Genomic DNA, 24,300 nt, shown 5'->3' with positions numbered 1-24,300 from the left:
TCAGAAGAGAGAGCAGTGCTCACACTTTGGAGAAATCATGGGAACTCACGTGGTGGTCGGCGCCGGACCGGTCGGGACGGCGGTCGCGCACGAACTGATGAACCGCGGGGAGGACGTCCGCGTCGTCACCCGCAGCGGCAGCGGGCCGGACGGCACCGAGCGCGTCGCTGCCGACGCCGGCGACGCGGCCCGGCTCGCCGCCCTGGCCGAGGGCGCGACGGCGATCTACAACTGCGTCAACCCGCCGTACCACCGGTGGGCGGAGATGTGGCCGCCGGTCGCGCACGCGCTGCTGCACGCGGCAGAGACGTCGGGCGCCGTGCTCGCGGTCACCGGCAACCTCTACGGCTACGGCGAGGTCGACGGCCCGATGACGGAGAGCACGCCGCTCGCGGCGACGGGCACCAAGGGCCGCGTCCGCAACGAGATGTGGGCCGAGGCCCTGGCCGCGCACGAGGAGGGGCGCATCCGGATGTTCGAGGTCCGGGGCAGCGACTACCTCGGCGGCAATTCGTACCTGTCGACCGTCCTGACGCCGGCGTGGAAGAAGGGGCGGACGGCGATGGTGCCGGCCGACCTCGACGTGCCGCACACGTTCACCGACGTGCGCGACGTCGCGTCACTGCTCGTCACCGGCGTGTTCGACGAGCGCGCGTGGGGGCGCGCGTGGCACGTTCCCAGCAACGACCCGGTGACCATGCGCGAACTGGCGAGCATGGCCGCCGCGCAGCTCGGGGTCGAGCCGAAGGTGCGCGCGCTGCCGTACGCGGCGGTGTGGCTGGCCGGCGTGTTCAACCCGTTCCTGCGCGAGCTGCGCGAGACGCAGCACCAGTTCCGCAAGCCCTACGTGCTCGACAGCACGCTCGCGCAGGAGACGTTCGGGTTGAAGCCCCACGCGCTCGAGGAGTCGGTCCGTTTCGACCTCGAGACCGACAAGCGCGCAGTGGGTTCGTGATCAGTCGAAGCGCGGGTCCTCGGTACGGGTGCGCTTGAGCTCGAAGAAGTACGGGTACGAGGCGACCAGCCGCGACCCGTCCCAGAGCTTGAGCGCGTCGTCGCCGCGCGGGATGCGGGTGAGCACCGGCCCGAAGAACGCCACGCCGTCGATGTGGAGGGTCGGGGTGCCGACCTCGGACCCGACCGGGTCCATGCCGCGGTGGTGCGACTCCTTCAGCGCCTCGTCGTACTCGGTCGAGTCGGCGGCGTCGGCGAGATCCTCGGGCAGCCCGACCTCGCGCAGCGCCTCGACGTACAGCTCCCGGCCGAACTCGCGCTTCTCGTTGTGCCGCTTGGTGCCGAGCGCCGTGTAGAGGTCGCGCAGCACCGCGGTGCCGTGCTTCTGCTCGGCGGCGATGCAGATGCGAACGGGGCCCCAGCCCCGCTCGAGCATCTCGCGGTACTGCTCGGGCAGGCCCTCCTTGTCGGAGTTCAGCACCGACAGGGACATGACGCGGAACGTCAGGTCCATCGGACGGTGCTTCTCGACCTCGAGGATCCAGCGGGACGAGACCCACGCGAAGGGGCAGAGCGGGTCGAAGTAGAAGTCGACGGTGGGGCGCTCTTCTGAGGCTTCGGTGACATCGGATGACATGTCAACAACCGTACCCACTTCGGGTACTACTTGAGCGCGGCGAGCGCCTCGTCCGCGTGGTACTCGAACTTGGTCTCGGAGGCGATGACCTTCTTGACCTTCGAGTCCTGACCGATGACGAAGGTGTGCCGCTTGACCGGGCCCAGCTTGCCGAGCAGGCCGCCGCGCTTGACGCCGAAGGTGTCGGCGACGGCGCGCTCGGTGTCGGCGAGCAACGGGTAGTCGAAGGTGTGCGTGTCGGAGAACTGCTTCTGCTTGTCGACGGCGTCGGCGCTGATGCCGACGCGCTGCGCGCCGACCGCGGCGAACTCCGACGCGAGGTCGCGGAAGTGGCAGGCCTCCTTGGTGCAGCCACCCGTCATCGCGGCCGGGTAGAAGAACAGCACCACCGGGCCGTCCGCCAGCAGCGTCGACAACCGGCGGGGCGTACCGGTCTGGTCGGGCAGTTCGAAATCGGGGACGGTGTCACCTTCACGCATGTCCTCACCGTAAACGGCGCGGCGCGGGGCCGCAGCCGCGTGACAGACTTGTCCCACTACGGGCCGGCGTGGATCCGCCGGGCCCGACGCTTGCGAACAGCCATGCCCACGATGGACAGGGAGCCTCTCACCAGTGGCCGTACCGAACCTCACGCGCGACGACGCGCGTGCCCGTGCAGACCTGCTGACCGTCGAGTCGTACGACATCACGCTCGACCTCACCGACGGCGGCGGCAAGCCCGGCGACCGCACCTTCCGCTCGACGACGACCGTCACCTTCGGCGCCGCCCGCGCCGGTGAGTCGACCTTCATCGACGTCATCGCCGACCGCTTCCACTCGGTGACGCTCAACGGCGCGGACGTCGACGTCAGCGGTTACCGGCCCGAGGACGGCATCCGGCTCGAGGGCCTCGCCGAGCACAACACCCTCGTGGTCGACGCCGACCTGCTCTACACGAACACCGGTGAGGGTCTGCACCGCTTCGTCGACCCGCTCGACGGCGAGACCTACCTCTACTCGCAGTTCGAGACGGCCGACGCCAAGCGCATGTACGCCTGCTTCGACCAGCCCGACCTGAAGGCCACGTTCACCGTCCGGGTCACCGCGCCCGACCACTGGCAGGTCGCGACCAACGGGCGCCTCGAGCGCACCGAGGACCTGCCCGCCGGCAAGCTGCTGCACTTCGCGACCACCGCGCGCATCAGCCCGTACATCACCGCGCTGGTCGCGGGGCCGTACCACGTGGTCACCGACCACCACGACGGCATCGACCTCGGGCTGTGGTGCCGCAAGACGCTGGCCGACCACCTCGACTCCGACGAGCTGTTCCTGCTGACCAAGCAGGGCTTCGACTGGTACCACGCCAACTTCGGCGTGCGGTACCCGTTCGACAAGTACGACCAGTTGTTCGTCCCCGAGTTCAACGCCGGGGCGATGGAGAACGCCGGCTGCGTGACCTTCCGCGAGGACTACGTCTTCCGCAGCAAGGTGACCGACGCCCGCTACGAGCGCCGCGCCGAGACGCTGCTGCACGAGATGGCGCACATGTGGTTCGGCGACCTCGTGACCATGCGCTGGTGGGACGACCTCTGGCTCAACGAGTCGTTCGCGACCTACGCCTCCATCCTCTGCCAGACCAGCGCCACCCGCTGGACCGAGGCGTGGGCGACGTTCGCCAACGCCGAGAAGACCTGGGCCTACCGTCAGGACCAGCTGCCCTCGACGCACCCCATCGCCACCGACGCCCCCGACGTGCAGACCGCCGAGGTCAACTTCGACGGCATCACCTACGCCAAGGGCGCGTCCGTGCTCAAGCAGCTCGGCGCGTACGTCGGCGTCGAGGCGTTCCTCGCCGGCCTGCGCGACTACTTCCAGGAGCACGCGTACGGCAACACCACGCTCGCCGACCTGCTGCGGGCGCTGGAGAAGTCGTCCGGACGCGACCTGGGCGAGTGGTCGAAGCTGTGGCTCGAGACCACCGGCATCAGCACGCTGCGTCCGGAGTTCACGCTCGACGACCAGGGTCGCTACGCCACGTTCGACATCGTGCAGTCGGCCCCGACCGAGGTCGCGACCTCGAACACGCTGCGTCCGCACCGCCTGGCCGTCGGCTGCTACGAGGACCAGGGCGGACGGCTCGTCCGCACCGCGCGCATCGAGATGGACGTCGCCGGCGAGCGCACGCCCGTGCCCGAGCTGATCGGCCAGACCCCGCCGCAGCGCGGACTGCTGCTGGTCAACGACGACGACCTCACGTACTGCAAGCAGCGCCTCACCGAGGCCAGCCTGCAGACCCTGCTCGGCGGCGGCATCGGTGAGCTCGAGTCGCCACTGGCCCGCGCGCTGTGCTGGTCGGCGGCATGGGACATGACCCGTGACGGCGAGCTGCGCACCCGTGACTACGTCGCCCTGGTCGCGGCCGGCGCCGAGAACGAGACCGACATCGGCGTCATGCAGTCGCTCACGCGGCAGGCCCTGCGCGCCCTCGAGATCTACGCCGACCCGCAGTGGGCCCCGCAGGGCTACGCCCAGCTCGCCGACGCCGCCGTGGCCGCCCTCTCGCGCTGCGCGCCGGGCTCGGACCACCAGCTCGCATGGGTGCACACCCTGCTGTCGGCGGCCCGCAGCGACGAGCACAACGCCGTCGTCCGCGGTCTGTACGACGGCACGTCCGTGCCCGAGGGCCTGGCCGTCGACGACGAGCTTCGCTGGTCGGTGCTCATCTCGCTGGTCGTGCGCGGGCTCGCCGGCGAGGACGAGATCGAGGCCGAGCTGCAGCGTGACCCGTCCGCGGCCGGACGCCGGCACGCGGCCACTGCCCGGGCCGCCCGACCGACCGCCGAGGCCAAGGAGCGGGCCTGGCAGCTGGCCGTCCACGACGACACGCTGCCCAACGCCGTGCAGGAGGCCGTCATCGGCGGGTTCGCCCCCGCCAGCCAGGGCGAGCTCGTCGCGCCGTACGTCGAGCGGTACTTCGCCGACATCCGCGACGTCTGGGACCGCCGCACGAGCGAGCTCGCGCAGAACGTCGTCGTCGGCCTGTTTCCGACATGGTCGTCCACCATCGACCAGGCGACCGTCGAGGCCGCTGACGCGTTCCTGGCCGGCGACGACGTGCCGCGATCCCTGGCCCGCCTGGTCGGCGAGGGTCGCGCCGACGTCCTGCGTGCCCTGAAGGCGAGGTCCGCCGACGCCGGAGCCTGACCGACGGGGCTTGACTCACACGGACTTCACGCGTTACCAAACTCCTGTGATCGTCGTTACCAGCAGGTAGCCACAGGCGATAACACGTAACGCCGGTCCGTGTCCGTCCCAGGAGTCCGCATGACCTCGCCGTCCCCTGCGCCCCGCCCGCGCCCGACCCCGTCCCCGGCCGTCCGCCCGATGCCCGGGACGACGATCGACCGGGCCGGACGGGCGGACGGTGCCCCCGGGCTGGCGGACCGGGGCACGGCGGCGCCGGTCATCCGGGTGCCCAGCCTGCTGGCCAGCGCCCGCACCGCCGCCCGCCTGCCGTGGGGCCGCGTCGACGGGCGCGGGGTGTCGGTCGGCGCGATCGCCGTCGGCGCCGCGTTGTTCGTCGTGGCCAGCCTCACGACGCCGCTCGCCGGGGCGGACGAGAACGACCGGCGCCCGGTCGCCGCCCCGGCTGCGCCGAGCAGCAGCTCGAGCACGAGCGTCCGTCCGGTCCTGCCGACCCCGGCCCGCTCGGTGCCCGAGGTGCGTGAGGCCGACACCAAGCCCGTGCGCGCGAAGAAGAAGGCGCCCACCGACCCCGGCACCATCAGCGGCCTCGCCGCCAACGGCATCCCGAAGGTCGCGCTCAACGCCTACCGCGTCGCCGCCGCCCGCCTGGGCCACGTGAACCCCGGCTGTGGCATCCACTGGTCGCTGCTGGCCGGCATCGGTCGCGTCGAGTCCGACCACGGACGCTTCGCCGGGTCGGTGCTGCGCAGCAACGGCACGTCCAGCCCGCCCATCGTGGGTCCCGCGCTCACCGGCTCGACCTGGGACTACTTCGCCGCCGACCCCGCCTACATCGGTGTCACCGGCGACACGAAGTACGCCCACGCCCTCGGACCGATGCAGTTCATCCCGAGCACCTGGGACGGGTACGGCGCCGATGCGGACGGCGACGGCAAGGCCGACATCTTCGACATCAACGACGCCGCTCTCGCGTCCGCGCGCTATCTCTGCGCCGCCGGCGGCGACCTCACCACCCAGGCCGGCCAGGTCCGGGCGGTGCTGACGTACAACCACAACGACCAGTACCTCGCCCAGGTGCTCGCGCTCGCGAACGCCTACCGCACCGGCGTCCCCGTGTCGGGCATCCCGGTCGGCAACACCACCGGCTCGCTCCCCCCGGTCGGACGGACGGGTTCGATCCCCCCGGCCAACCCGGGCGCCCCGACCGCCGTCGACCCGCCGGGGTCGTCGAAGGACAAGGGCACGGGATCGGCGGGCTCCAAGGGACCGAAGGGATCGAAGGGCTCGAAGGGCTCCGGCGGATCGAAGGGCTCCGGCGGGTCGACGGGCACCGGCGGATCGAAGGGGTCCGGCGGGTCGAAGGGGTCCGGCGGGTCGAAGGGCACGGGCGGCTCGGGTGGCTCCGGCGGCACCTCGGGTGGCGGCACCGGCGCCGGAGGCGGCGGCAGCACCGGTGGCGGCACGGGGTCGACCCCGAAGCCCACGCCGGCCCCGACGTCGGGCAGCTCCACGCCGGGCGGCGGATCGAGCAGCGGCGGCGGCAGCGGGAGCAGCTCGCCGTCCGAGCCGGACCCGTCTCCGTCGAAGACCTGCTACCTCGTCCCCGGTGTGCCCATCCCGTGCTTCTGAGCCACCCCGTCCGCCGTTGATCAAGAGGACGATGTTCACGCCGTAGCGTGCGCTTCGTCCTCTTGACACGAGCAGGATCGATGCGCATCGGCATCGAGGACCACCGCGCAGACGACGAAGGGCCGCCCCGGTCGGGGCGGCCCTTCGCGACGTTCGGAGTCTCAGGCGGACGCGGCGTCCGCCAGCATGCGCAGTCCGGTGACGATGCCGCCGGTGAGGTCGCCGTTGGAGAACGACGCCCGCATGGCGAGCGCGGCGAGGGCGCACGACCGGTTCGGCAGCCGCTTCGCCGACGCCGGGCCGGTGACGATGTGCAGGGCCCGCTGTTCCGGCGAGACCGCGATCAGCACGGCCGAGTCGACGAGGGTCTCGAACAGCGCCTCGGCGTGCGCGCGGGTCGGGGTCTCGAACCGGCCCACGTAGACCGAGAACGTCAGCCCGGTCTCGCGGCTGGACAGCGTCAGCGCCTCGTCGAGGCGGGTGAGCTGCGTGGTCGTGAACGGACCGTCGCCGCCGAGCGCACCCTGCGGCCCGTACTGCAGCTCGCGGGTGACGGTCTTGGGCTTGATGACCTCGACTTCACCACTCACCGCTGGCACCTCCCACCGCGGTCGTCTGCGCCTTCTCCTGGGACGGGTCGACCGCATTGGTCACGGCGTCCGGGTGCGGGACGTACCACGCGGGCGGGTAGTCCCAGCTCTTGCCGGGCCGGTACCGGTTGGGCTGCCGCACCATCGACCGGCCGTACACCATCGCGAAGACGAGGGCGATGATGCCGATCGGGATGGCGACGAAGACCAGCAGGGTCTCGATGACGCTCACGCTGTCGAAAATAGCCCTTCAGACGGCAGGTGCGATGGCCGGGGCGTCGTCCGCGTCGTCCGCGTCGTCCGCGCCGGAACCGGGCAGGCCGAGGTAGGGCGCCCACGACGGGTCGCGGCCCGTCCAGCCCATGACGACCGCGACGCTCGCGGGCGGCTCGACCGGCGGTTTCGGCAGCGTCCAGCCGATCTCGGACAGCAGGCGGTCACCCTTGCGGTGGTTGCAGCGGGCGCAGGCGGCGACGACGTTCGTCCACACGTGCGGCCCCCCGCGCGACCGCGGCCGCACGTGGTCGACCGTGTCGGCCCGCGCCGGGCAGTAGGCGCACCGGTGCCGGTCGCGTTCGAGCACTGCCCGCCGGGTGAGGGGGACGCCGTGCCGGTAGGGCACGCGGACGAAGCGGGCCAGCCGGACGACGGTCGGGATCGGCATGACGAGGCGCTCGGAGTGCATGACCAGCGGACCGGTCTCGACAACGAGCGCCTTCTCGGCCAGGACGAGGACGACGGCGCGCCGCAGCGGCACGACGCACAACGGCTCGTACGTCGCGTTGAGCACCAGCGCTGCGCCCATGGCACGACCTCTCCACTACCTGACAGTAGTGAACCCGACCACGCAGGAGGATGCACGCCCATTCGCGGCAGAGGCCGGGCGTGGCAAGGTGGGCCGCAATGTCTCTTCCAGCGAGCGCCGGCGGCGCAGACACCTTGATCGCCCTCCCCAAGTTCTGGGAGGACCACCAGCAGGTCCTGATCGAGACCCCGATCCGCATCGTCGTGATCATCCTGGTGGGTTTCGTCATCCGGGCCGTGGCCCGTCGCGTGATCGACCGCGCGGTGCGCCCGGTGCACGGCCAGGCGCCGCGCATCCTGCGACCCTTCCGCGAACGGTTGCAGCAGTCGTCGCTGCTCGAGTCGTCCGGCCTGGTGTCCGAACGGCGGGCGCTGCGGGCCGCAACCCTCGGTTCGGTGCTCAAGTCGGCGGCGACCGCGATCATCTTCGTCATCTGCTTCCTGCTGATCCTGTCGGAGCTGCGCATCAACCTGGCCCCGTTCATCGCGGGCACGTCGATCGTCGGCGTCGCGCTGGGCTTCGGCGCGCAGAACATCGTCAAGGACTTCCTCACCGGCATGTTCATGCTCATGGAGGACCAGTACGGCGTCGGCGACGTCATCGACTTCGAGAAGGCCAGCGGCACGGTCGAGGCGGTCGGCCTGCGCAGCACGCGGCTGCGCGACATCAACGGCACCGTCTGGTACGTCCGCAACGGTGAGGTCGTCCGCGTCGGCAACAAGAGCCAGGGCTTCGCGACCGTCGTGCTCGACGTGCCCATCGACGCCTGGGCGGACGTCGACACCGCCGGCGCGGCGATGCTGTCGGTCGCCCGCGCGATGAGCGAGGAGGAGGACTGGAAGCCGGTCTTCCTCAAGGAGCCGGAACTGCTGGGCGTCGAGGACATCAACCGCGACGAGACCGTCATCCGGCTCACCGCCCGCGTCCGTCCCCTCGAGCAGTGGCGGACGGCCCGCGAGCTGCGCCGCCGCATCCGCGAGGCGCTCGACCGGCTCGACATCGACGCGGCGCCCGAGACCCCCGGCCAGAGCGGCGGGCCGCGTCCCGACCCGCCCGAGGTGCGGGCCGAGCGCGAGAACTGACCGCGGGGTCGGAACAGCTACGCGAGCGCCTGCAGCGCCTCGAGCACGGCGCGGTGCAGCGTCGGGAACACGTAGTGCATCGTCAGCAGCTTCGCCACCGGCACCTCGGCGTGAACGGCGACGGTCAGCATGCCGATGAGCTCGCCGCCGGACGGGCCCATGACGGTCGCGCCCACGAGCACGCCGCGATCGGCGTCCTCGACGACCTTGACGAAGCCGTCATTGCCGGGGCCGTGGATCCAGCCGCGGCTGTTCGACGACAGCTGCTGCATGCCGACACGGACGTTCAGGCCGGCGTCGCGCGCGTCCTTCTCGCTCAGGCCCACCCGTCCGACCTCGGGGTCGGTGAAGGTCGCCCAGGCCATCGCGTCGTAGCCGCCGAAACCCTCCGGCCGGCCGAGCAGGTGGTCGGCGAGGATGCGTCCCTGCCACACCGACACGTGCGTGAACGGACCCTTGCCGGTGACGTCGCCGATCGCGTACAGCCCGTCGACGCCGGGCACGGCCATGTGCTCGTCGATGTCCAGCGTGCGCGCCCGGGGGTCGAGCCCGACGGTGTCGAGGCCGAGGCCGTCCAGGTTGGGCGTGCGTCCCGCGGCGACGAGCACCTTGGCCGCGACCACGGTGTCGCCGCTGTCGAGGGTGACGCGCACGCCGTCGCCCTCCGCGCTCACGCCGGCCACCGACGACCCGAGCTTCACGGTGATGCCCTCGCGCTCGAAGACGTCCTTCAGCAGGTCGCCGGCCTCGGGCTCCTCGCGGCCGAGCAGGCGCGGCCCGCCCTCGACGAGGGTGACGGTCGTGCCGAAGCGCGCCATGCCCTGCGCGAGCTCGCAGCTGATGACGCCGCCGCCGATGACGACGAGCGACTCGGGCGCCTCGCGGGCCATGAGGATCTCGCGGTTGGTCCAGACCGGGCCGTCGACGGCGATCTCGAGGTCACGCAGCCCGGGAATCGGCGGGACGGCCGGACGGGTGCCCGTCGCGATGACGACGTGAGCGCCGGTATGGGTCTCGGTGCCGCCGGACGTCTCGACCTCGACGGTGATCCGTCCGCCGTCGCGTCCGGCGAGCCGGCCGTGACCGCGGGCGAAGGTCGCGCCGGTGCCTTCGAGGCGTTCGACGGCGACGCGGTCGTCCCAGTCGTCGGTGGCCTCCTCGCGGATGCGCTTCGCCACCACGCCGAAGTCGGGGGTGTCCCGGGCGGACCCGGCGAGCTGGTCGACCCGGCGCGATTCGGCGAGCACCTCCGCGCCGCGCAGGATCATCTTCGACGGGATGCAGCCGAAATACGGGCACTCGCCGCCGACCAGCCGTTCGTCCACCGCGAGCACCGACAGGCCCTTGTCGCCGGCCGCGACGGCCTCGGCCACCGCCTCGCCGCCCGGTCCCAGCCCCAGCACGATCAGGTCGTAGTCCACGGCTCCCACGCTAGTCGGCAGAATGGGTCCGATGAGCGAGCAGCCTGATGCGGACGGCCGCGCCGACACCCTCTTCGAGGCGGTCGGCGGCGAGGAGACGTTCCGCGCGCTCGTGTCCCGGTTCTACGAGGGCGTCCGGGACGACCCCGTGCTGCGGCCGCTCTACCCCGAGGAGGACCTCGGTCCGGCCGAGGTCCGGTTGCGAATGTTCCTGATCCAGTACTGGGGCGGCCCGACCACCTACTCCGCCGAGCGGGGCCATCCCCGGTTGCGCATGCGGCACGCCCCGTTCGCCGTCGACCTCGCCGCCCGGGACGCGTGGCTGAAGCACATGCACGACGCGCTCGACTCGATCGACGCAGCGGACGTGCACAAGCAGGCGCTGTGGGAGTACTTCGTCCGGGCCGCCGACTCGCTGCGCAACACCCCGGGCTGATCCGGGCCGTTCGGCCCTCCCGCCGCGGACTTACGCGGATCTGACACGCCGGCGTGAACACCTACGGTCGGGGAATTCGATCATCGCGCGGTGGAGGGCCTGACGATGAACTGTTCCTACTGCGGTACCTGGCACCCGCCGCACGGCGACACCCGGTTCTGCACGACTTGCGGCACACCGTTCGCCACGGCGGTCCCACCGATCGACGCCACGACGTCGCTGCGTCACGACGCCACCTGGGCGGCCGCCGCGGCATCGCCCGCCGGGTCGCCCGCGCGCACGGACTGGAAGCGGCATCCCGCCACCTGGTCCATCGCCGCCGCGGTCATCGTCGTCGCCGGGTTGATCGTCGCCGCGGTCATCGTCACCTCGGGGGACGGGAAGTCCGCACCCCAGGCGGGCGGCCGCACGTCCGCGGCCAACTCGCCGTTGGCGGCGAGCACGTCCGCCCCGCCCGCCACGACCACGGTCGCGCCGCCGCAGAACAGCACCGTGACCGTCGTCCCGCCGCAGACGCGCACCGTCACCAAGGTGGTCGTCCCGGACTACGGCTCCGGCCCGAGCGTGAACGGCTCCTTCAGCGACGAGTTCGTCTCGTCCCGCCAGGTCGACGCCTCCGCCTACTCCAGCGGCGGCACCGTCTACTTCAGCAGCCCCAGCGGCAACATCGGGTGCCGCATCGTCGGGTACGGGTCACGCGTCGAGTGCACGATCACCGACTACCTGTTCTCCGAGCCGGGGTACGACTGCGACAACGGCGCCGGGGTTCTGATGTACGAGGCGTCGAGCCCGAGCATCGACTGCGTCGGCTACACCTACTCCGGCGACCGGGCCCTGCCCTACGGCTACTCGGTGGTGAACGGTGACATGGCCTGCGTCAGCAGGTCCGACGGCATCACCTGCGCGGACATGACGACCGGCGACGCGTTCCGGCTGAGCCGCGAGAGCTACGACAGCACCTACTGACCGCTCACCAGTTCTGCAGCGAGCCCCGGAAGATGGCGGCGATGTCGTCCTCGTCGGGCGTGCGCGGGCAGGTGGCGAGCAGGCGCTGCTGCTTCATCGTGCCGGGCACGAGGTCGGCGATGTCGTCCTCGGTGTAGCCCACCGCGCCGATGCCGTTCGGGATGCCGATGTCGCGCATCAACGACGTGAGGACGGCGGGCAACTGCTCGGACGCGTCGTCCTGCCGGTCGGTGTCGGGACCCAGCAGTCGCGCCGCGGTCAGGTGCCGTTCGGGGGCGGTGTCGAAGGTGAAGCGGAACGCCTCGGGGGCGGTGAGCGAGACGGCCATGCCGTGGGGCACGAGCGCCTCGTCCTGCGGGTAGCCGCCCGGCCGGAACGTGTCGACCCGTCCGGCGATCGGGTAGGCGTTGGCGTGCGGGATGTGCACCCCCGAGTTGCCGAAGCCCATGCCGGCGAACGTCGCGGCCAGCATCATGTCGGTGCGGACGGAGAGATCGGACGCGCCCTCGTGCACCGCGCTGCGGAACGCCCGGGCGAGCAGCGTCATCGCCTTCTCGCACCACAGGTCCGACACGGGATTCGAGCCGCAATAGGTCACCCGCTCCTCCGGACGCTTGCGCGGCCCGCTGGCGAACCACCGCGCGGTGTACGACTCGAGCGCGTGGCAGACGATGTCCATGCCGGCGGCCGCGGTGACCTCGGGCGGCAGCGTCAGCGTCAGCTCGGGGTCGACGATCGCCAGGGTCGGACGCAACCGCCAGTGGCTGATGCCGGTCTTGACCCGCATCGACAGCACGTCGAGCACGCACATGGCCGTCGACTCCGAGCCGGTGCCCGCGGTCGTGGGCACGGCGATCAGCGGCTTGAGCTGACCGCGCGGCGCGCGCGCCTCGCCGATGGGCTTGTTGAGGTAGTCGGTGAGCTCGCCGCCGTCGGTCGTCATGAGGTTGACGGCCTTCGCGGTGTCGATGGCCGAGCCGCCGCCGACCGCGACGAACGCGTCCCACGGGCCCTGCGCCCGGGCGTACCCGGCGGCCTTGTCGATGCTGTCGTCGGTGGGCTCGACGTGCACGCCGTCGAACACCTCGGACGAGATCGAGTGCTCGGCGAGCCGGTCCTGGATGCGCTGCGGGATGCCGAGGCCGGCGATGGTGCTGTCGGTGACGACGAGCGCCCGGCGGACGTCCTCGTACTGGCCGAGTTCGAAGCCGATCTCGTCGAGCGCCCCGGCGCCGAACTTCAGCGGCGCGGCCCCCCAGGTGAAGATCGTTTCCTCGGTCCGTCCGTCGTCGCTCATGGCCTCCACTCTGCCCGCCCCCACGCTGCGGCGATAGAGTCGCCGGCATGACCAAAAGCGCTTCCGGTTCGGTTCCGTGGTGGGCGTCCGCGGTGTTCTACCAGATCTACCCGCGCAGCTTCGCCGACGGCAACGGCGACGGCACGGGCGACCTGATCGGCATCCGCGAGCGCCTCGACCACCTGGTCGACCTGGGCGTCGACGCGGTGTGGCTGTCGCCGTTCTACCGCTCCCCCATGGCCGACGGCGGCTACGACGTGGCCGATCCGTGCGACCCCGACCCGATGTTCGGGACCATCGACGACTTCGACGCCATGCTCGCCGAGGCGCACGCTCGCGACATCAAGGTGACGATCGACATCGTCCCCAACCACTTCAGCGACCAGCACCCGTGGTTCCAGGCCGTGCTGGCAGGCGACCAGGAGATGCGTTCCCGCTTCGTCATCCGCCCCGGCAAGGGCGCGGACGGCTCGCTGCCGCCGAACAACTGGCCGTCGGTGTTCGGCGGCCCGGCGTGGCACCGCCTGCCCGACGGCGAGTGGTACCTGCACCTGTTCGCGCCCGAGCAGCCCGACCTCAACTGGCTCGACCCGGCGGTGCCCGCCGAGTTCGAGCGCATCATGCGGTTCTGGATGGACCGCGGCGTCGACGGCTTCCGCGTCGACGTCGCCCATTCGATGGCCAAGCCCGAGGGCCTGCCCGACCTCGACCCGGACATCCTGCTGCAGGTCGGCGGCGGCATGCCGCTGGCCGAGGACGTCCGCTGGGACCGCGACGAGGTGCACGACATGCACCGGCTGTTCCGGCGCGTGCTCGACTCGTACCCGGGTGACCGCATGGCGGTGGGTGAGGCGTGGGTGGCCGACCCCCGCCGACTCGCGCACTACGTGCGTCCGGACGAGCTGAACCTGACCTTCAACTTCCAGCTCGTCGAGGCGGTGTGGGGCGGCGCGTCGTTCCGCAGCGCGATCGAGCGGTCGCTCGATGCGATGAGCGAGGTCGGGGCGCCCTGCACGTGGGTGCTGTCGAACCACGACGTCGACCGTGCCGCGACGCGCTACGGCGGTGGACCCGTCGGCGTGGCACGGGCGCGCGCCGCCGCGCTGGTGCAGCTGTCCCTGCCCGGTGCCGTCTACCTGTTCAACGGCGACGAGCTCGGGCTCGAGAACGTCGAGCTGCCCGACGAGGTGCTGCAGGACCCGACGTGGGAGCGGTCCGGGCACACCGACCGCGGACGCGACGGCGAGCGCGTGCCGCTGCCGTGGTCCGGGGACGAGCCGCCCTACGGGTTCGGCACCGGTTCGACGAGCTGGCTGCCGATGCCGGACGGCTGGGGCCCCCTCACCGTCGCGGCGCAGGAGTCGGACCCCGCCTCGACGTTGCACGTATTCCGCACCGCGACACGGCTGCGGCGCGAGATCGACGACCTGGTGCACGGAGACTTCGCTTGGTTGGACGCTCCAACCGACTGCCTGGCGTTCCGGCGCGGCGACGTCACCGTGCTCATGAACGGCGGCTCCGAACCCGTCCCGCTGCCCGCCGGCGAGCTGCTGCACGCCTCCACACCGAAGGCTGCGGACGGCGGGCAGGTGCCGCCCGACACCACCGTGTGGGTGCGCACCGGCTGATCAGTCGAACGGGAGCCACGCCACGCGGTCGAGCGTCGCGAGCGAGCTCGCCTGCAGGCCGGAGGCCGACAGCGTCCAGACGTCGTCGCCCACCACCGCCGTGCGCACGATGCTGCGGTCGGACGACCCGGCCGGGTTGGTGATCTCACCCCGCTCGGTCAACCCGTTCGCCGACACGCGCACGGCGAGAACCCGCGCCACCCCCGACCGCCACGAGCTCAGCGGCACGAACGCGGTGGCCGACGCCTGCCACCACAGGAAGGCGTGCGGGTCGAGCTGGTCGACGCCCTCACGCGGCCGGTCGACCCGGTCGAGCAGGCGTGTCGCGTCGCCGCGTCCGACGCCGAACAGCGACACCTGCCCGCCGGTCACGCGCCCGGCCCCCGTGGCGCCCGCCCCGACCCCCAGCAGGCGTCCGTCGCCGACGACGTGCAGGTAGGACGAGTAGCCGGTGATCTTCAGTTCGCCGGCGCGGCGCGGACGGTCCGGATCGCGCAGGTCCAGGACGTACAGCGGATCGACCTGGCGGAACGTCACGACGTAACCGACCGGGCCGGCGAAGCGGACGCCGTAGACCTGCTCGCCCACACCCAGCCCGTCGACACGCCCGCGCTCGCGCAGTGTGTCCGCGTCGAGCGTCACGACCGACGTCGAGCTCTGCCGCCGACCACTGGTCGTCACGACCCGCAGCGTGCCGTCGTACTCCGACAGTGAGTAGGAATCCTTGACCCACCCGCGCACCGAACCGGAGCCCAGGTACTGCGGCGTGGCGCCGGTGACGTCGAAGCGGTGGATCCGCGCGCGGTCGGCCTCCTGGTCGGTCACGTACAGGTCGGTACCGCTGCCGTACACCGTCGCGCCGTCGGCGGCGATCGAGACCGGGTGCACCTGCGCGAAACCGGCGGCTGGGTCGAGCGAGTAGACCGTGAGCAGGTCGGCGCCCGTGTAGCTCACCGGATGCCGGAGGTCCGAGCACGGCAGCGTCCGCGTCTGCGACCGGTCGCCGGTGGTGACCGTCCAGGTCGGCAACCAGGAGGTCAGCGGTGTGCTCGCCAGCCGGGAGCGCCAGGCGGCGGCGTCCATGTCGCTCGGCAGCTGCACCTTCGCCCGTGACCCCACCACGAGACGGACGACCCCGTCGGTCATGCGGGCGTCGACGGTGCCGCCGTCCGGACGGAACGTGGACGTCACCCGCGGCTGGGACCCGGCGAGGTCGACGAGCAGGACCGTGCCGCGGCCCTCCCGAGGCTGTCCGTGGTCGTAGTCGATCATCGGTCCGTACCGGTACGTGTCGCCGAGCAGCACCACCGCGCGGTCGCCGGCCAGCAGCAGCGACGCCCCCTGGGCCCCGGCGTACATCGTGAGGTCGAGCTGGCCGGTGATCTTCCGCGTCGACACGTCCGTCACGCGCAGCACGCCGTCGGTCACCGACAGGATGCGGCGGCCGTCGGTCTTCACGACGTCGGGCTCGTCGACGCCCGCCTCCTGGTTGTTCGTGGTCGAGTGCTCCGGCGCGGCCTCCTTCTGCAGCGCGTCCGCCCGCGCCGCGCCGCCGTTGGCCGCGATCGCGGGCAGTGGGTAGCCGTAGTAGCGCTGGCGGTAGGCGTTGCGGTGGGTGGCCGCAGCCTGGCGCAGCCCGGCGAGCGCGGACGTGCACGTGTCGTAGCCGACGAGTGCCAGGTCGGGCGGACGCAGCCCGGAGGTGCGCGGCGGGTTGCCGGGGCCCGATCCGTCCACCCGGTCCGGGGCCGGGCCGCCGGAGGTGCCGGCGAGCACGAGCAGCACGGCGGACGCGGCGGCGGCGAACCCGCCGACGATCGCGTCGGTGTAGCGCCGGCGGTGGCGACGGGCGCTGACGCGTCCGCCGATGCGCCGCAGCATCGCCACGCCCTCGGCGGACGCCGCCCACCCGGCGTCGGCGTCCGTCGTCGGACGGCCCGCCCGCAAGCGGGCGTCCAGGTCGTCGTCGGTGGGCTCGCTCATGACACTCCCTCGATCACGGGTCCGGTCTTGGAGCCGGTCGCGCGCGGGTGGCCGGCGGCGACCAGTGCCTCGGCCAGCCGGCGGCGGGCCCGGTGGGCGCGCACGCGGTAGGCGGCGCGGCTGCAGCGCAGGGCGGTGGCCGCCTCGTCGGCGTCCAACCCGTACCACGTGCCCAGGGTCAGCACCTCGCGATCGGCGCCCGACAGCGACGCCAGCGCCTCGGCCAGCCGGTCGTCGCCGTGGGGCGCGGCGACGAGATCGCCCACGGGGTCGTCGTCCGGGCCGGGCAGGTCGTGCGCCCGCACCTCGTCGGCGATGCGGTCGCCGAGCCGGGTCCGGCGGCGTTCGGCGCGCACCGCGTTGGCGAGCAACCGCCGGGCGGTGCCGAACAGCCAGCCGAGCGGTGGGTCGGGCACCTCGTCGTGTCTGCGGAACGCGGTCACGAACACCTCCTGCAGCACGTCCTGCGCCGTGTGGGCGTCGGTGCGGTGCAGCAGGTACGCGAGCACGCGGTCGCCGTACGCGCGGAACCAGGCCTCGAGCCTTGCGTCCCGCGCCGCGGCTGGTGTGTCGCCCACTCGTCCTCCCCGGCACCGCCCGACGTCCGGTAGATGTCCGGACGAGCCGCGGGCGTTACACCTCAGACGAGTGAGAGCCCCCCGGGACGTTCCAGGTAGACCGAACCGTAGAGGGCGACGACGCGGATCCACCGCCCGCGCAGCTCGACGTGGGCCGCGCCGCCGCGCGGCAGGAACCCCATGCGCGTGAGGGCGCTGAGCGCGCGCAGGTTCACCTGCGCCTCGACGCCGTCACGTTCGACGGTGAGCACGGTCGAGTCGAGCAGCGCGTCGGCGACCTCGGCGCGGGGCTGCGCGCCGGGCACGCCCTCGCGCGCGGCCGCCTCCTTGAGGGTGAGGGCGCCCTGCCGCACGAGCGGACGGATCACGTCGTCCGGCACCGTCTCGAGCCGCTGCCAGCCGGCATCGGGAGGCGCGCCCCAGCGCCACTCGTGGTCGCGGGGTTCGGGGCGCTCTGCGGTGCCGTCCAGCCAGGCGAGCGCGTCCGCCGCCCGCATCACGACGTCCAGCGGCTCGGAGCGCGACGCGGGCGTCGCCTGCGACACGAGGATCTCGAACGGCAGGCGGACGAGCAGCACCGCCCGCATCCCGTCCATGCGCAGGCGCGCCAGGATGCGCGGGTCGAGATCGACCGCCCGCCGCAGCAGGGGCTCGAGCGTGCGCAACCCCTCGCGGTCGGCCCCGGACGGGTCGCTCACGCCCCGGCGGGCTCGTCGGCGAACCCGCGCAGGATGCTGCGCTCCTCGTCGGTGAGCCGGCGCGGATGGTCGCCGTCGAAGTCGACCGTGACGCACGTGGTCGACGCCCGCGCGGCGACGACACCGTTGTCGATCACCTCGTAGTGCACGACGAACGAGGCAGCGCGGATCACGCCGATCCACACCTCGATGCGCAACGGCTCGGGGTGGTAGACGATCGGCCGCTTGTACTCGATCTCGTGCCTGGCGATGACCGTGCCGCTCGAGAAACCCTCGTTGCGGTGGAAGAACATCGCGACGCGGGCGTCCTCGAGGTACTGCAGGTAGGCGGTGTTGTTGATGTGCCGGTAGGCGTCCATGTCCGACCAGCGCATCGCCACCTCGTGGACGAAGCGCGCCATGTCAGTCGCGCGTCAGCTTGCGGTGCGTCACCGCGTGCGGACGGGCGGCGTCGGGGCCGAGCCGCTCGACCTTGTTCTTCTCGTACGAGTCGAAGTTGCCCTCGAACCAGAACCAGTTGCCCGGCTTCTCGGCGGTGCCCTCCCACGCGAGGATGTGCGTGGCGATGCGGTCGAGGAACCACCGGTCGTGGGACGTGATCACGGCGCAGCCGGGGAAGTTCAGCAGCGCGTTCTCGAGCGAGCCGAGGGTTTCGACGTCGAGGTCGTTGGTCGGCTCGTCCAGCATCAGCAGGTTGCCGCCCTCCTTGAGCGTGAGCGCCAGGTTCAGGCGGTTGCGCTCGCCACCCGACAGCACGCGGGACGGCTTCTGCTGGTCGGGTCCCTTGAACCCGAACGCGCCGACGTAGGCGCGCGAGGGCATCTCGACCTGGCCGACGTGGATGTAGTCGAGGCCGTCCGAGACGAGCTCCCACACGTTCTTCTCGGGGTCGAGGCCGCCGCGGTTCTGGTCGACATAGCTGATCTTGACGGTGTCGCCGATCTGCAGCTCGCCGCTGTCGGGGGTCTCCTGACCGACCATCATCTTGAACAGCGTGGTCTTGCCGACGCCGTTCGGCCCGATGACGCCGACGATGCCGCCGCGGGGCAGCGAGAACGAGATGTCGTCCCAGAGCAGCTGGTCGCCGAAGCCCTTCGTCAGGCCCTTGGCCTCCATGACCAGGTTGCCCAGGCGCGGGCCCGGCGGGATCTGGATCTCCTCGAAGTCGAGCTTGCGGGTCTTCTCGGCCTCCGCCGCCATCTCCTCGTAGCGAGCCAGTCGCGACTTCGACTTGGTCTGGCGTCCCTTCGCGTTCTGGCGCACCCACTCGAGCTCGTCGCGCAGCCGCTTCTGCAGCTTCTGGTCCTTCTTGCCCTGAACCGCGAGGCGCTCGGCCTTCTTCTCGAGGTACGTCGAGTAGTTGCCCTCGTAGGGGTAGGCGCGGCCGCGGTCGAGCTCGAGGATCCACTCGGCGACGTTGTCGAGGAAATACCGGTCGTGGGTCACGGCCAGCACGGCGCCGGGGTACTTCGCGAGGTGCTGCTCGAGCCAGTTCACGCTCTCGGCGTCGAGGTGGTTGGTGGGCTCGTCGAGCAGCAGCAGGTCGGGGGCTTCGAGCAGCAGCTTGCACAGCGCGACGCGGCGCCGCTCACCGCCGGACAGGTGCGTCACCGACTCGTCGCCGGGCGGGCAGCGCAGCGCGTCCATCGCCTGCTCGATGCGGCTGTCGAGCTCCCAGCCCTCGGCGTGGTCGATCTTCTCCTGCAGCTCGCCCATCTCGGCCATGAGCTTGTCGAAGTCGGCGTCCGGCTCGCCCATCTCGGTGCCGATCTCCTCGAAGCGCGCCATCGTCGCGCGGAGGTCGGCGACGGCGTCCTCGACGTTCTCCCGCACCGTCTTGTTCTCGTCGAGCGGCGGCTCCTGCTGCAGCAGCCCGACGCTGAACCCCTCGCTGAGCCTGGCGTCACCGTTGGACGCCTGGTCGAGGCCGGCCATGATCTTGAGGACGCTGGACTTGCCCGCGCCGTTCGGGCCGACGACACCGATCTTGGCGCCCGGAAGGAAGGCCAGGGTGACGTCGTCGAGGATGACCTTGTCGCCGTGCGCCTTGCGCACCTTCTGCATGGTGTAGATGAACTGGGCCACGTCGTCTCCCTTGCCGCCGGCGGCGGCTCGAATCCCGTCTTGTCCGCAGTCGAGCGTAGTCAGCCCGCCGCGGGGCCGTTCCGGGCGGCGCGGGACAGACGGGCGACGGCCTCGACGACGGTGTCCGGGGCGCAGGCGATATTCATGCGCGCGTGGCCCGCGCCGGGCCCGCCGAACGTCGGCCCGCTGACCAGCGCGACCCGCGCCTCGCGCAGCGCGACGGCCGCCGGGTCGTCGCCCCATCCGAGTGCCGTCATGTCGAGCCAGGCGAGGTACCCCGCCCGCGGCCGGCGCCACCGGACGTCCGGCAGCTCGGTGCGCAGCCGCTCGTCCAGCAGGTCGAGGTTCGCCTCGATCGCGGTGACGGCGTCGTCCAACCAGCCGAGCCCCTCGGCGAAGCCGGCGCGCGTGGCGAGCAGGCCGAACAGCCCGGTGCGGAAGCGGACCTCGTCCGGCAGGGAGCGCACCAGGGTCGTCATCCGTTGCCCCGCCGCCACGAAGAACGCGGTCTTGAGCCCGGCGAGGTTGAACGCCTTGCTCCCCGACTCGGCGGCCACACCGTGCTCGCGTGCCTCGTCCGAGACCGAGAGGTAGGGCGCGAACGACTGCCCGTGGTGGACGAGCGGCGCATGGATCTCGTCGCTGAGGACGAAGCCGCCGTGCCGCTGCACGATGCGGGACAGCTCGACCAACTCCTCGCGCGGGTGCACGTGACCGAGCGGGTTGTGCGGGTGGCAGAGCAGCACGCCGCGCGCCCCGGTGCTCAGGGCACGGTCGACTCCGGCGAGGTCGATCGCGTACGTCGCGCCGTCGTCGGCCAGCGGCACCTCGACGACCGAGGCACCGGCCTCGGGCAGCAGGTCGAAGAACGGTGGATAGACCGGCGGCATGATCACGACACCCTCGCCCGGACGGACGAGACGGCGCAGCGTCTCGACGATCACGACGCTGACGTCGGTGGTCGTGGCCATGCGCTCGACCTCGGGACGCCAGCCCCACGCCCCCGCCGCGTAGTCGGCGAACGCCTCGGCGGCGGAGGTGTCGTGGTCGCGCACGTACCCGGTGTCACCGCGCTCGAGCGCCGCGGCCAGCGCCTGCCTGATCGCGGGCGCGAGGTCGAAGTCCATCTCGGCCACGAACATCGGCAGCACGTCGTCGGGGTACGTCGACCACTTCTCGCTGGTGCGGCGGCGCAGCTGGGGCAACGGGTCGACGTGGATCACTGCCCCGACGCTAGCTGCGGGGTCGGACGGTCACGCGCGGTCGGCACCCCGGCGCCAGCGTTCGGCGAGATCGGACTCCTCGGCCGGGCGGCCGGGCAGCGCTCCGCCGCCGGGTGCGCGCAGCGACTGCGTCACCACCGCGAGGTAGCGGCGGCGCAGCGACTCGTCCGGCACGTCGATGGTCATCACCGCTTCGAGCAGCAGGGTGACGTCCGCGGCGCTGACGTCGCGGCGCAGCGCGCCCGCCCGGGTGACGCGGCGGTGCAGGGTCGTCACCGCCGTCCCCGCCCGTGCGGCGAGCTCGCCCAGCTCGGGGGTCGGGCGGAAGGTGCCGGCCAGCCGCTGCGCGAGCGCCTGGCTGCGGCCGTCGACGATGCGTCCGAGGCACTCGCAGTAGACCGTCCACGCGCGCTCCGGGTCGGGCGGTCCGGCCGCGAGGTCGTCGAGTGCGGCGGTGACGTCGGCGAGCAGGTCCTCGAGCGCCGCTCCGGCCAGCGCACGCAGCAATCCCTCCTTGTTGGCGTAGCGGCTGTAGAGGGCACTGATGCCGACCTGCGCGTGCGCCGACACCGCCGAGATGGGCGCACCCGGATCGGCGAGGAAGACCTCACGGGCGGCGGCGAGGATCCGCTCGTCGTTGCGCGCGGCCTGCTTGCGGCGTCCGTTCATCGGCGTGGTCACACCACGATCGTATCTGGAATGGATCGTTCCGTTCTGATAGCGTCGCCGGCACACCAACCGAGGAGAGCCGATGACCGACACCACCCGCTGGCCCGTCCTGACCAGCGCCCTGCACGCCCTGACCCGCGCCGCCGACGAACTCACGGCGGACGATCTCGCCCGCCCGACACCCTGCTCGGCGTGGACCGTCGCGCAGGTACTGGAGCACGCCGCGCTCGACCAGCTGGCGTGGGCGCACGCCGTGTCCGACGGGCGGACGGACGGGCCGGCCACCGATCCGTTCGCGCCCACCGGTCCGTCGGACGTCGTGGCGCAGGTCCGGGCCGCCGTCGCCACGGCCTTCGACACGTGGTCGCGGACGGACGCCGCCGGCCCGCTCGGCACCCCGTTGCCGCAGGGGCCGCTGGACGGCGACGCGGCCGCCGCGGCGTGCGCCCTCGACGCGGCCGTCCACGCCTGGGACGTCGCCGTGGCCCTGGGCCGGCCGTCGCCTCTCGAGGACGACCTGGCATCGCTGCTGGCGCCGACGGCGCACGCGATCGTCGAGCCGCTGCGGGCGTACGGCGCGATCGGCGCCCCGGTGCCGGGCGGCGACGGCGGTGCCGCCGACTCGCTGCTGCGCTTCCTCGGTCGCAACCCGCGGTGGAGCGCCTGACATGGACTACCGCCTCGAGGTCGTCGCCGTTCCCGTCGCCGATGTCGACGCCGCGCTGCAGTTCTACGTCGAGCAGGTCGGGTTCCACCTCGACCACGACGCCCGTCCGGCGCCGGGCCTGCGCGTCGCCCAGCTGACCCCGCCCGGGTCACCCACGTCGATCGTGGTGGGCGAGGGCCTGCCGATCGGCGACCCCGGCACCACGAAGGGCCTGCAGCTGGTCGTCGAGGACATCGATGCGGCGCGAGCCGAACTCGCCGGACGGGGAGTCGCCATCAGCGACGTGCGCCAGATGGGCCCCGAGGGCACGCCGGGCTCGCGCTTCGCCTTCTTCAGCGACCCCGACGGCAACGGCTGGTCGCTGCAGGAGATCCGCCGGACCGGGTGAGACGCGTCCGGCCGGCGACGCCGGTCGACGTGCTGGCTCCCCCCGGACAACCAGCCTCGACCGGCGTCACCGGGGTCCGGTGCCCTCCCCGACCGGCAGGGCGCACGAGGGGACCACCGGGAGAGCGAGCTCGAAAGTGGTCATACGACGGGCCTCGGGACGCGACCGCGACGTGGCGTCGGCGGTGGGCGGCGGCTGCGTGTCGAACCGGGGTCGAGGTTGACACGGCAATCACCGCCCGGCAACCCGGACTTCGCACCGGGGGGGTGGCCGCTCGCTCTTTCCGGCCGCGACCGGCGCGAACCCGGCGGGCCGGGAACGACCGCGCGACAGTCGCACCCGTGCTCGAACGCACGACGGCGGGCCCGGACCGAAACCGGTCCGGGCCCGCCGTGACGTGCCGTGCGCTGCCGATCAGGGCAGGCGGAGCACCTGCCCGACGTGGATCACGTTGGGGTTGTTCATCTTGTCGCGGTTCGCGCGGTAGAGCGCACGCCAGCCGCCGTCGACGTGCTTCTTGCGGGCGATCTTGGCGAGCGTGTCACCGGAGTGCACGCGATAGGTGCCGTGCGCGGCGTGGCGGGCGTGGTGCTGGCCGCCCTTCGCGTGCTGGTTGCCTGCGTGACGGTGCTTCGCCTTGTGCGCCTTCTTGGCCTTGTGCGCGACCGACGTGCCGTTGGCGTTCGCCGGCAGCTTCGCGGCGGTGGCGCGGCCGTTCGAGCGGTTCAGCCCGGCCTGCTGGCTGCAGACCGGCCAGGCGCCGGGGCCCTGCGCGTGCAGGACGCGACGGGCGACCTGGATCTGCTCCATGCGGCTCGCCCAGTCGGCGCGGCCGGCGTACTTGCCGCCGCCGTAGGAACTCCAGGTGCTGCGGGTGAACTGCAGGCCCCCGTAGAAGCCGTTGCCGGTGTTGATGTGCCAGCGGTTGCCGCTCTCGCACTTCGCGACGCGGTCCCACACGGGCTCGTACGGCTTCTTCGCCTGGGCGGCCGGCGCCGCCAGGGCGGAGATCGCGGCGGCGGCGCTGACCGTGGCGGCGACGGTCGTCGCGGCACGGCGGCCGAGCGAACCGGCGCTGCCCTTCGCGGACGCGTCGGTATGCGCCACGTCGGACGTGGTGGAACTGGGGTTCATGAACTGCCTTCCCACGGGCGCGCAACTCCGCGCGCCCGCACGACTCGGTCCCCGTCGGAAGGCGGCACCTGTCGGCCACCCGGGCCACGCTGCGGTGGCCGGACGTACGCGGGGAATCCCTCGGGCTCCCCCGGCCGACATCCCGAATCGGGACCCCCGGCCGGACGCACCGGTCCCTCCCCGGTGCGGCGCGGCCATCGGGGCCGCGCGGCTCGGACGAAAGTAGGTGGCTGTCAGGCGCAGG

Annotated in this window: 24 protein-coding genes; 9 read left to right on the top strand and 15 right to left on the bottom strand. The window is 72.2% G+C overall.

The annotated features are described in order from the left end of the window. Positions 1-37 precede the first annotated feature (37 nt). Positions 38-955 carry a Rossmann-fold NAD(P)-binding domain-containing protein gene (locus ACYVP9_RS15265; protein WP_460605759.1) on the top strand — a complete coding sequence of 306 codons (918 nt, stop codon included), beginning with the start codon at positions 38-40 and terminating at the stop codon, positions 953-955. Here ACYVP9_RS15265 and ACYVP9_RS15260 read toward each other — a convergent pair whose 3' ends face one another. Next, positions 956-1,591 carry a thioredoxin domain-containing protein gene (locus ACYVP9_RS15260; protein ID WP_460605758.1) on the bottom strand — a complete coding sequence of 212 codons (636 nt, stop codon included), beginning with the start codon at positions 1,589-1,591 and terminating at the stop codon, positions 956-958. Positions 1,592-1,617: 26 nt separating this feature from the next. Next, positions 1,618-2,070 carry a peroxiredoxin gene (locus ACYVP9_RS15255; protein WP_460605757.1) on the bottom strand — a complete coding sequence of 151 codons (453 nt, stop codon included), beginning with the start codon at positions 2,068-2,070 and terminating at the stop codon, positions 1,618-1,620. A gap of 133 nt (positions 2,071-2,203) precedes the next feature. Here ACYVP9_RS15255 and pepN point away from each other — a divergent pair, with 133 nt between their 5' ends. Both pepN and ACYVP9_RS15245 read left to right on the top strand, forming a co-directional pair. Beyond that, positions 2,204-4,774, top strand: a complete 2,571-nt coding sequence (gene pepN / locus ACYVP9_RS15250) for a M1 family aminopeptidase (RefSeq protein ID WP_460605756.1) — start codon at positions 2,204-2,206, stop codon at positions 4,772-4,774. Positions 4,775-4,894: 120 nt separating this feature from the next. Beyond that, positions 4,895-6,406, top strand: a complete 1,512-nt coding sequence (locus ACYVP9_RS15245; RefSeq protein WP_460605755.1) for a lytic transglycosylase domain-containing protein — start codon at positions 4,895-4,897, stop codon at positions 6,404-6,406. A 161-nt stretch (positions 6,407-6,567) separates the two neighbouring features. Here the strand turns inward: ACYVP9_RS15245 and ACYVP9_RS15240 are convergent, their stop codons facing one another. From ACYVP9_RS15240 to ACYVP9_RS15230, 3 genes are read right to left on the bottom strand one after another with little or no spacing between them, the layout of a single operon-like run. Beyond that, entirely contained in the window at positions 6,568-6,996 is a 429-nt protein-coding gene (locus ACYVP9_RS15240; RefSeq protein ID WP_460605754.1) for a DUF5130 family protein, read from the bottom strand. After that, positions 6,986-7,228, bottom strand: coding sequence for an aa3-type cytochrome oxidase subunit CtaJ (gene ctaJ, locus ACYVP9_RS15235; protein ID WP_460605753.1), 243 nt, complete (start codon positions 7,226-7,228; stop codon positions 6,986-6,988). Before ctaJ ends, ACYVP9_RS15240 begins: the two co-directional genes overlap by 11 nt. An 18-nt stretch (positions 7,229-7,246) precedes the next feature. Further along, positions 7,247-7,801, bottom strand: coding sequence for an HNH endonuclease (locus ACYVP9_RS15230; RefSeq protein ID WP_460605752.1), 555 nt, complete (start codon positions 7,799-7,801; stop codon positions 7,247-7,249). A gap of 98 nt (positions 7,802-7,899) precedes the next feature. On the opposite strand from ACYVP9_RS15230, the gene ACYVP9_RS15225 reads away from it, so the two are divergent. Beyond that, positions 7,900-8,883: a mechanosensitive ion channel family protein gene (locus ACYVP9_RS15225; protein WP_460605751.1), complete on the top strand. Its 984-nt coding sequence runs from the start codon at positions 7,900-7,902 to the stop codon at positions 8,881-8,883. 17 nt (positions 8,884-8,900) lie between these two features. On the opposite strand, the gene ACYVP9_RS15220 is transcribed toward ACYVP9_RS15225, so the two are convergent. Next, positions 8,901-10,304: a dihydrolipoyl dehydrogenase family protein gene (locus tag ACYVP9_RS15220; protein ID WP_460605750.1), complete on the bottom strand. Its 1,404-nt coding sequence runs from the start codon at positions 10,302-10,304 to the stop codon at positions 8,901-8,903. A 22-nt stretch (positions 10,305-10,326) separates the two neighbouring features. Between ACYVP9_RS15220 and ACYVP9_RS15215 the strand changes: the two genes are divergently transcribed. Together ACYVP9_RS15215 and ACYVP9_RS15210 are read left to right on the top strand one after the other, a co-directional pair. Further along, positions 10,327-10,740 carry a globin gene (locus ACYVP9_RS15215; RefSeq protein ID WP_460605749.1) on the top strand — a complete coding sequence of 138 codons (414 nt, stop codon included), beginning with the start codon at positions 10,327-10,329 and terminating at the stop codon, positions 10,738-10,740. Positions 10,741-10,830: 90 nt separating this feature from the next. After that, positions 10,831-11,706, top strand: coding sequence for a hypothetical protein (locus ACYVP9_RS15210; RefSeq protein ID WP_460605748.1), 876 nt, complete (start codon positions 10,831-10,833; stop codon positions 11,704-11,706). Positions 11,707-11,710: 4 nt separating this feature from the next. Here ACYVP9_RS15210 and ACYVP9_RS15205 read toward each other — a convergent pair whose 3' ends face one another. Further along, entirely contained in the window at positions 11,711-13,003 is a 1,293-nt protein-coding gene (locus ACYVP9_RS15205) for a hydroxyacid-oxoacid transhydrogenase (protein ID WP_460605747.1), read from the bottom strand. Between the two features lie 47 nt (positions 13,004-13,050). On the opposite strand from ACYVP9_RS15205, the gene ACYVP9_RS15200 reads away from it, so the two are divergent. Continuing rightward, on the top strand, positions 13,051-14,631 hold the full coding sequence (locus ACYVP9_RS15200; protein ID WP_460605746.1) for a glycoside hydrolase family 13 protein: 1,581 nt from the start codon (positions 13,051-13,053) through the stop codon (positions 14,629-14,631). On the opposite strand, the gene ACYVP9_RS15195 is transcribed toward ACYVP9_RS15200, so the two are convergent. The 7 genes from ACYVP9_RS15195 to ACYVP9_RS15165 all read right to left on the bottom strand — a co-directional run bounded on the left by ACYVP9_RS15195 (position 14,632) and on the right by ACYVP9_RS15165 (position 21,879). Then, positions 14,632-16,614 (bottom strand): beta-propeller domain-containing protein, encoded by a 1,983-nt coding sequence (locus tag ACYVP9_RS15195; protein WP_460605745.1) that lies wholly within the window; start codon positions 16,612-16,614, stop codon positions 14,632-14,634. Continuing rightward, positions 16,611-17,192, bottom strand: a complete 582-nt coding sequence (locus ACYVP9_RS15190) for an RNA polymerase sigma factor (protein WP_460605744.1) — start codon at positions 17,190-17,192, stop codon at positions 16,611-16,613. The genes ACYVP9_RS15195 and ACYVP9_RS15190 overlap by 4 nt, the downstream gene beginning before the upstream one ends. Before the next feature lie 62 nt (positions 17,193-17,254). Beyond that, entirely contained in the window at positions 17,255-17,890 is a 636-nt protein-coding gene (locus tag ACYVP9_RS15185) for a hypothetical protein (RefSeq protein WP_460605743.1), read from the bottom strand. Next, positions 17,887-18,291, bottom strand: coding sequence for an acyl-CoA thioesterase (locus tag ACYVP9_RS15180; protein ID WP_460605742.1), 405 nt, complete (start codon positions 18,289-18,291; stop codon positions 17,887-17,889). The genes ACYVP9_RS15185 and ACYVP9_RS15180 overlap by 4 nt, the downstream gene beginning before the upstream one ends. A 1-nt stretch (position 18,292) precedes the next feature. Then, positions 18,293-19,975 (bottom strand): ABC transporter ATP-binding protein, encoded by a 1,683-nt coding sequence (gene ettA, locus ACYVP9_RS15175; protein ID WP_460605741.1) that lies wholly within the window; start codon positions 19,973-19,975, stop codon positions 18,293-18,295. A 59-nt stretch (positions 19,976-20,034) separates the two neighbouring features. Beyond that, positions 20,035-21,198, bottom strand: coding sequence for a MalY/PatB family protein (locus ACYVP9_RS15170; RefSeq protein ID WP_460605740.1), 1,164 nt, complete (start codon positions 21,196-21,198; stop codon positions 20,035-20,037). A gap of 30 nt (positions 21,199-21,228) precedes the next feature. Further along, on the bottom strand, positions 21,229-21,879 hold the full coding sequence (locus ACYVP9_RS15165; RefSeq protein ID WP_460605739.1) for a TetR/AcrR family transcriptional regulator: 651 nt from the start codon (positions 21,877-21,879) through the stop codon (positions 21,229-21,231). A gap of 70 nt (positions 21,880-21,949) precedes the next feature. Between ACYVP9_RS15165 and ACYVP9_RS15160 the strand changes: the two genes are divergently transcribed. Together ACYVP9_RS15160 and ACYVP9_RS15155 are read left to right on the top strand one after the other, a co-directional pair. Then, positions 21,950-22,534, top strand: coding sequence for a DinB family protein (locus ACYVP9_RS15160; protein WP_460605738.1), 585 nt, complete (start codon positions 21,950-21,952; stop codon positions 22,532-22,534). Position 22,535: 1 nt separating this feature from the next. After that, positions 22,536-22,922 (top strand): VOC family protein, encoded by a 387-nt coding sequence (locus ACYVP9_RS15155; protein ID WP_460605737.1) that lies wholly within the window; start codon positions 22,536-22,538, stop codon positions 22,920-22,922. A 414-nt stretch (positions 22,923-23,336) separates the two neighbouring features. Here ACYVP9_RS15155 and ACYVP9_RS15150 read toward each other — a convergent pair whose 3' ends face one another. Then, on the bottom strand, positions 23,337-24,056 hold the full coding sequence (locus tag ACYVP9_RS15150) for a transglycosylase family protein (RefSeq protein WP_460605736.1): 720 nt from the start codon (positions 24,054-24,056) through the stop codon (positions 23,337-23,339). Positions 24,057-24,300 lie beyond the last annotated feature (244 nt).

This window comes from Jatrophihabitans fulvus (genome assembly GCF_054781375.1).
This window is presented reverse-complemented; position numbering and strand designations above follow the sequence as displayed.

Coding starts and splice junctions, on each gene's coding strand:
- ACYVP9_RS15180 (WP_460605742.1), bottom strand. CDS start 18,291: ATGGCGCGCTTCGTCCACGAGGTGGCGATGCGCTGGTCGGACATGGAC.
- ACYVP9_RS15225 (WP_460605751.1), top strand. CDS start 7,900: ATGTCTCTTCCAGCGAGCGCCGGCGGCGCAGACACCTTGATCGCCCTC.
- ACYVP9_RS15260 (WP_460605758.1), bottom strand. CDS start 1,591: ATGTCATCCGATGTCACCGAAGCCTCAGAAGAGCGCCCCACCGTCGAC.
- ACYVP9_RS15215 (WP_460605749.1), top strand. CDS start 10,327: ATGGGTCCGATGAGCGAGCAGCCTGATGCGGACGGCCGCGCCGACACC.
- ACYVP9_RS15205 (WP_460605747.1), bottom strand. CDS start 13,003: ATGAGCGACGACGGACGGACCGAGGAAACGATCTTCACCTGGGGGGCC.
- ACYVP9_RS15200 (WP_460605746.1), top strand. CDS start 13,051: ATGACCAAAAGCGCTTCCGGTTCGGTTCCGTGGTGGGCGTCCGCGGTG.
- ACYVP9_RS15160 (WP_460605738.1), top strand. CDS start 21,950: ATGACCGACACCACCCGCTGGCCCGTCCTGACCAGCGCCCTGCACGCC.
- ACYVP9_RS15265 (WP_460605759.1), top strand. CDS start 38: ATGGGAACTCACGTGGTGGTCGGCGCCGGACCGGTCGGGACGGCGGTC.
- ACYVP9_RS15230 (WP_460605752.1), bottom strand. CDS start 7,801: ATGGGCGCAGCGCTGGTGCTCAACGCGACGTACGAGCCGTTGTGCGTC.
- ACYVP9_RS15150 (WP_460605736.1), bottom strand. CDS start 24,056: ATGAACCCCAGTTCCACCACGTCCGACGTGGCGCATACCGACGCGTCC.
- ACYVP9_RS15255 (WP_460605757.1), bottom strand. CDS start 2,070: ATGCGTGAAGGTGACACCGTCCCCGATTTCGAACTGCCCGACCAGACC.
- ACYVP9_RS15195 (WP_460605745.1), bottom strand. CDS start 16,614: ATGAGCGAGCCCACCGACGACGACCTGGACGCCCGCTTGCGGGCGGGC.
- ACYVP9_RS15155 (WP_460605737.1), top strand. CDS start 22,536: ATGGACTACCGCCTCGAGGTCGTCGCCGTTCCCGTCGCCGATGTCGAC.
- ACYVP9_RS15245 (WP_460605755.1), top strand. CDS start 4,895: ATGACCTCGCCGTCCCCTGCGCCCCGCCCGCGCCCGACCCCGTCCCCG.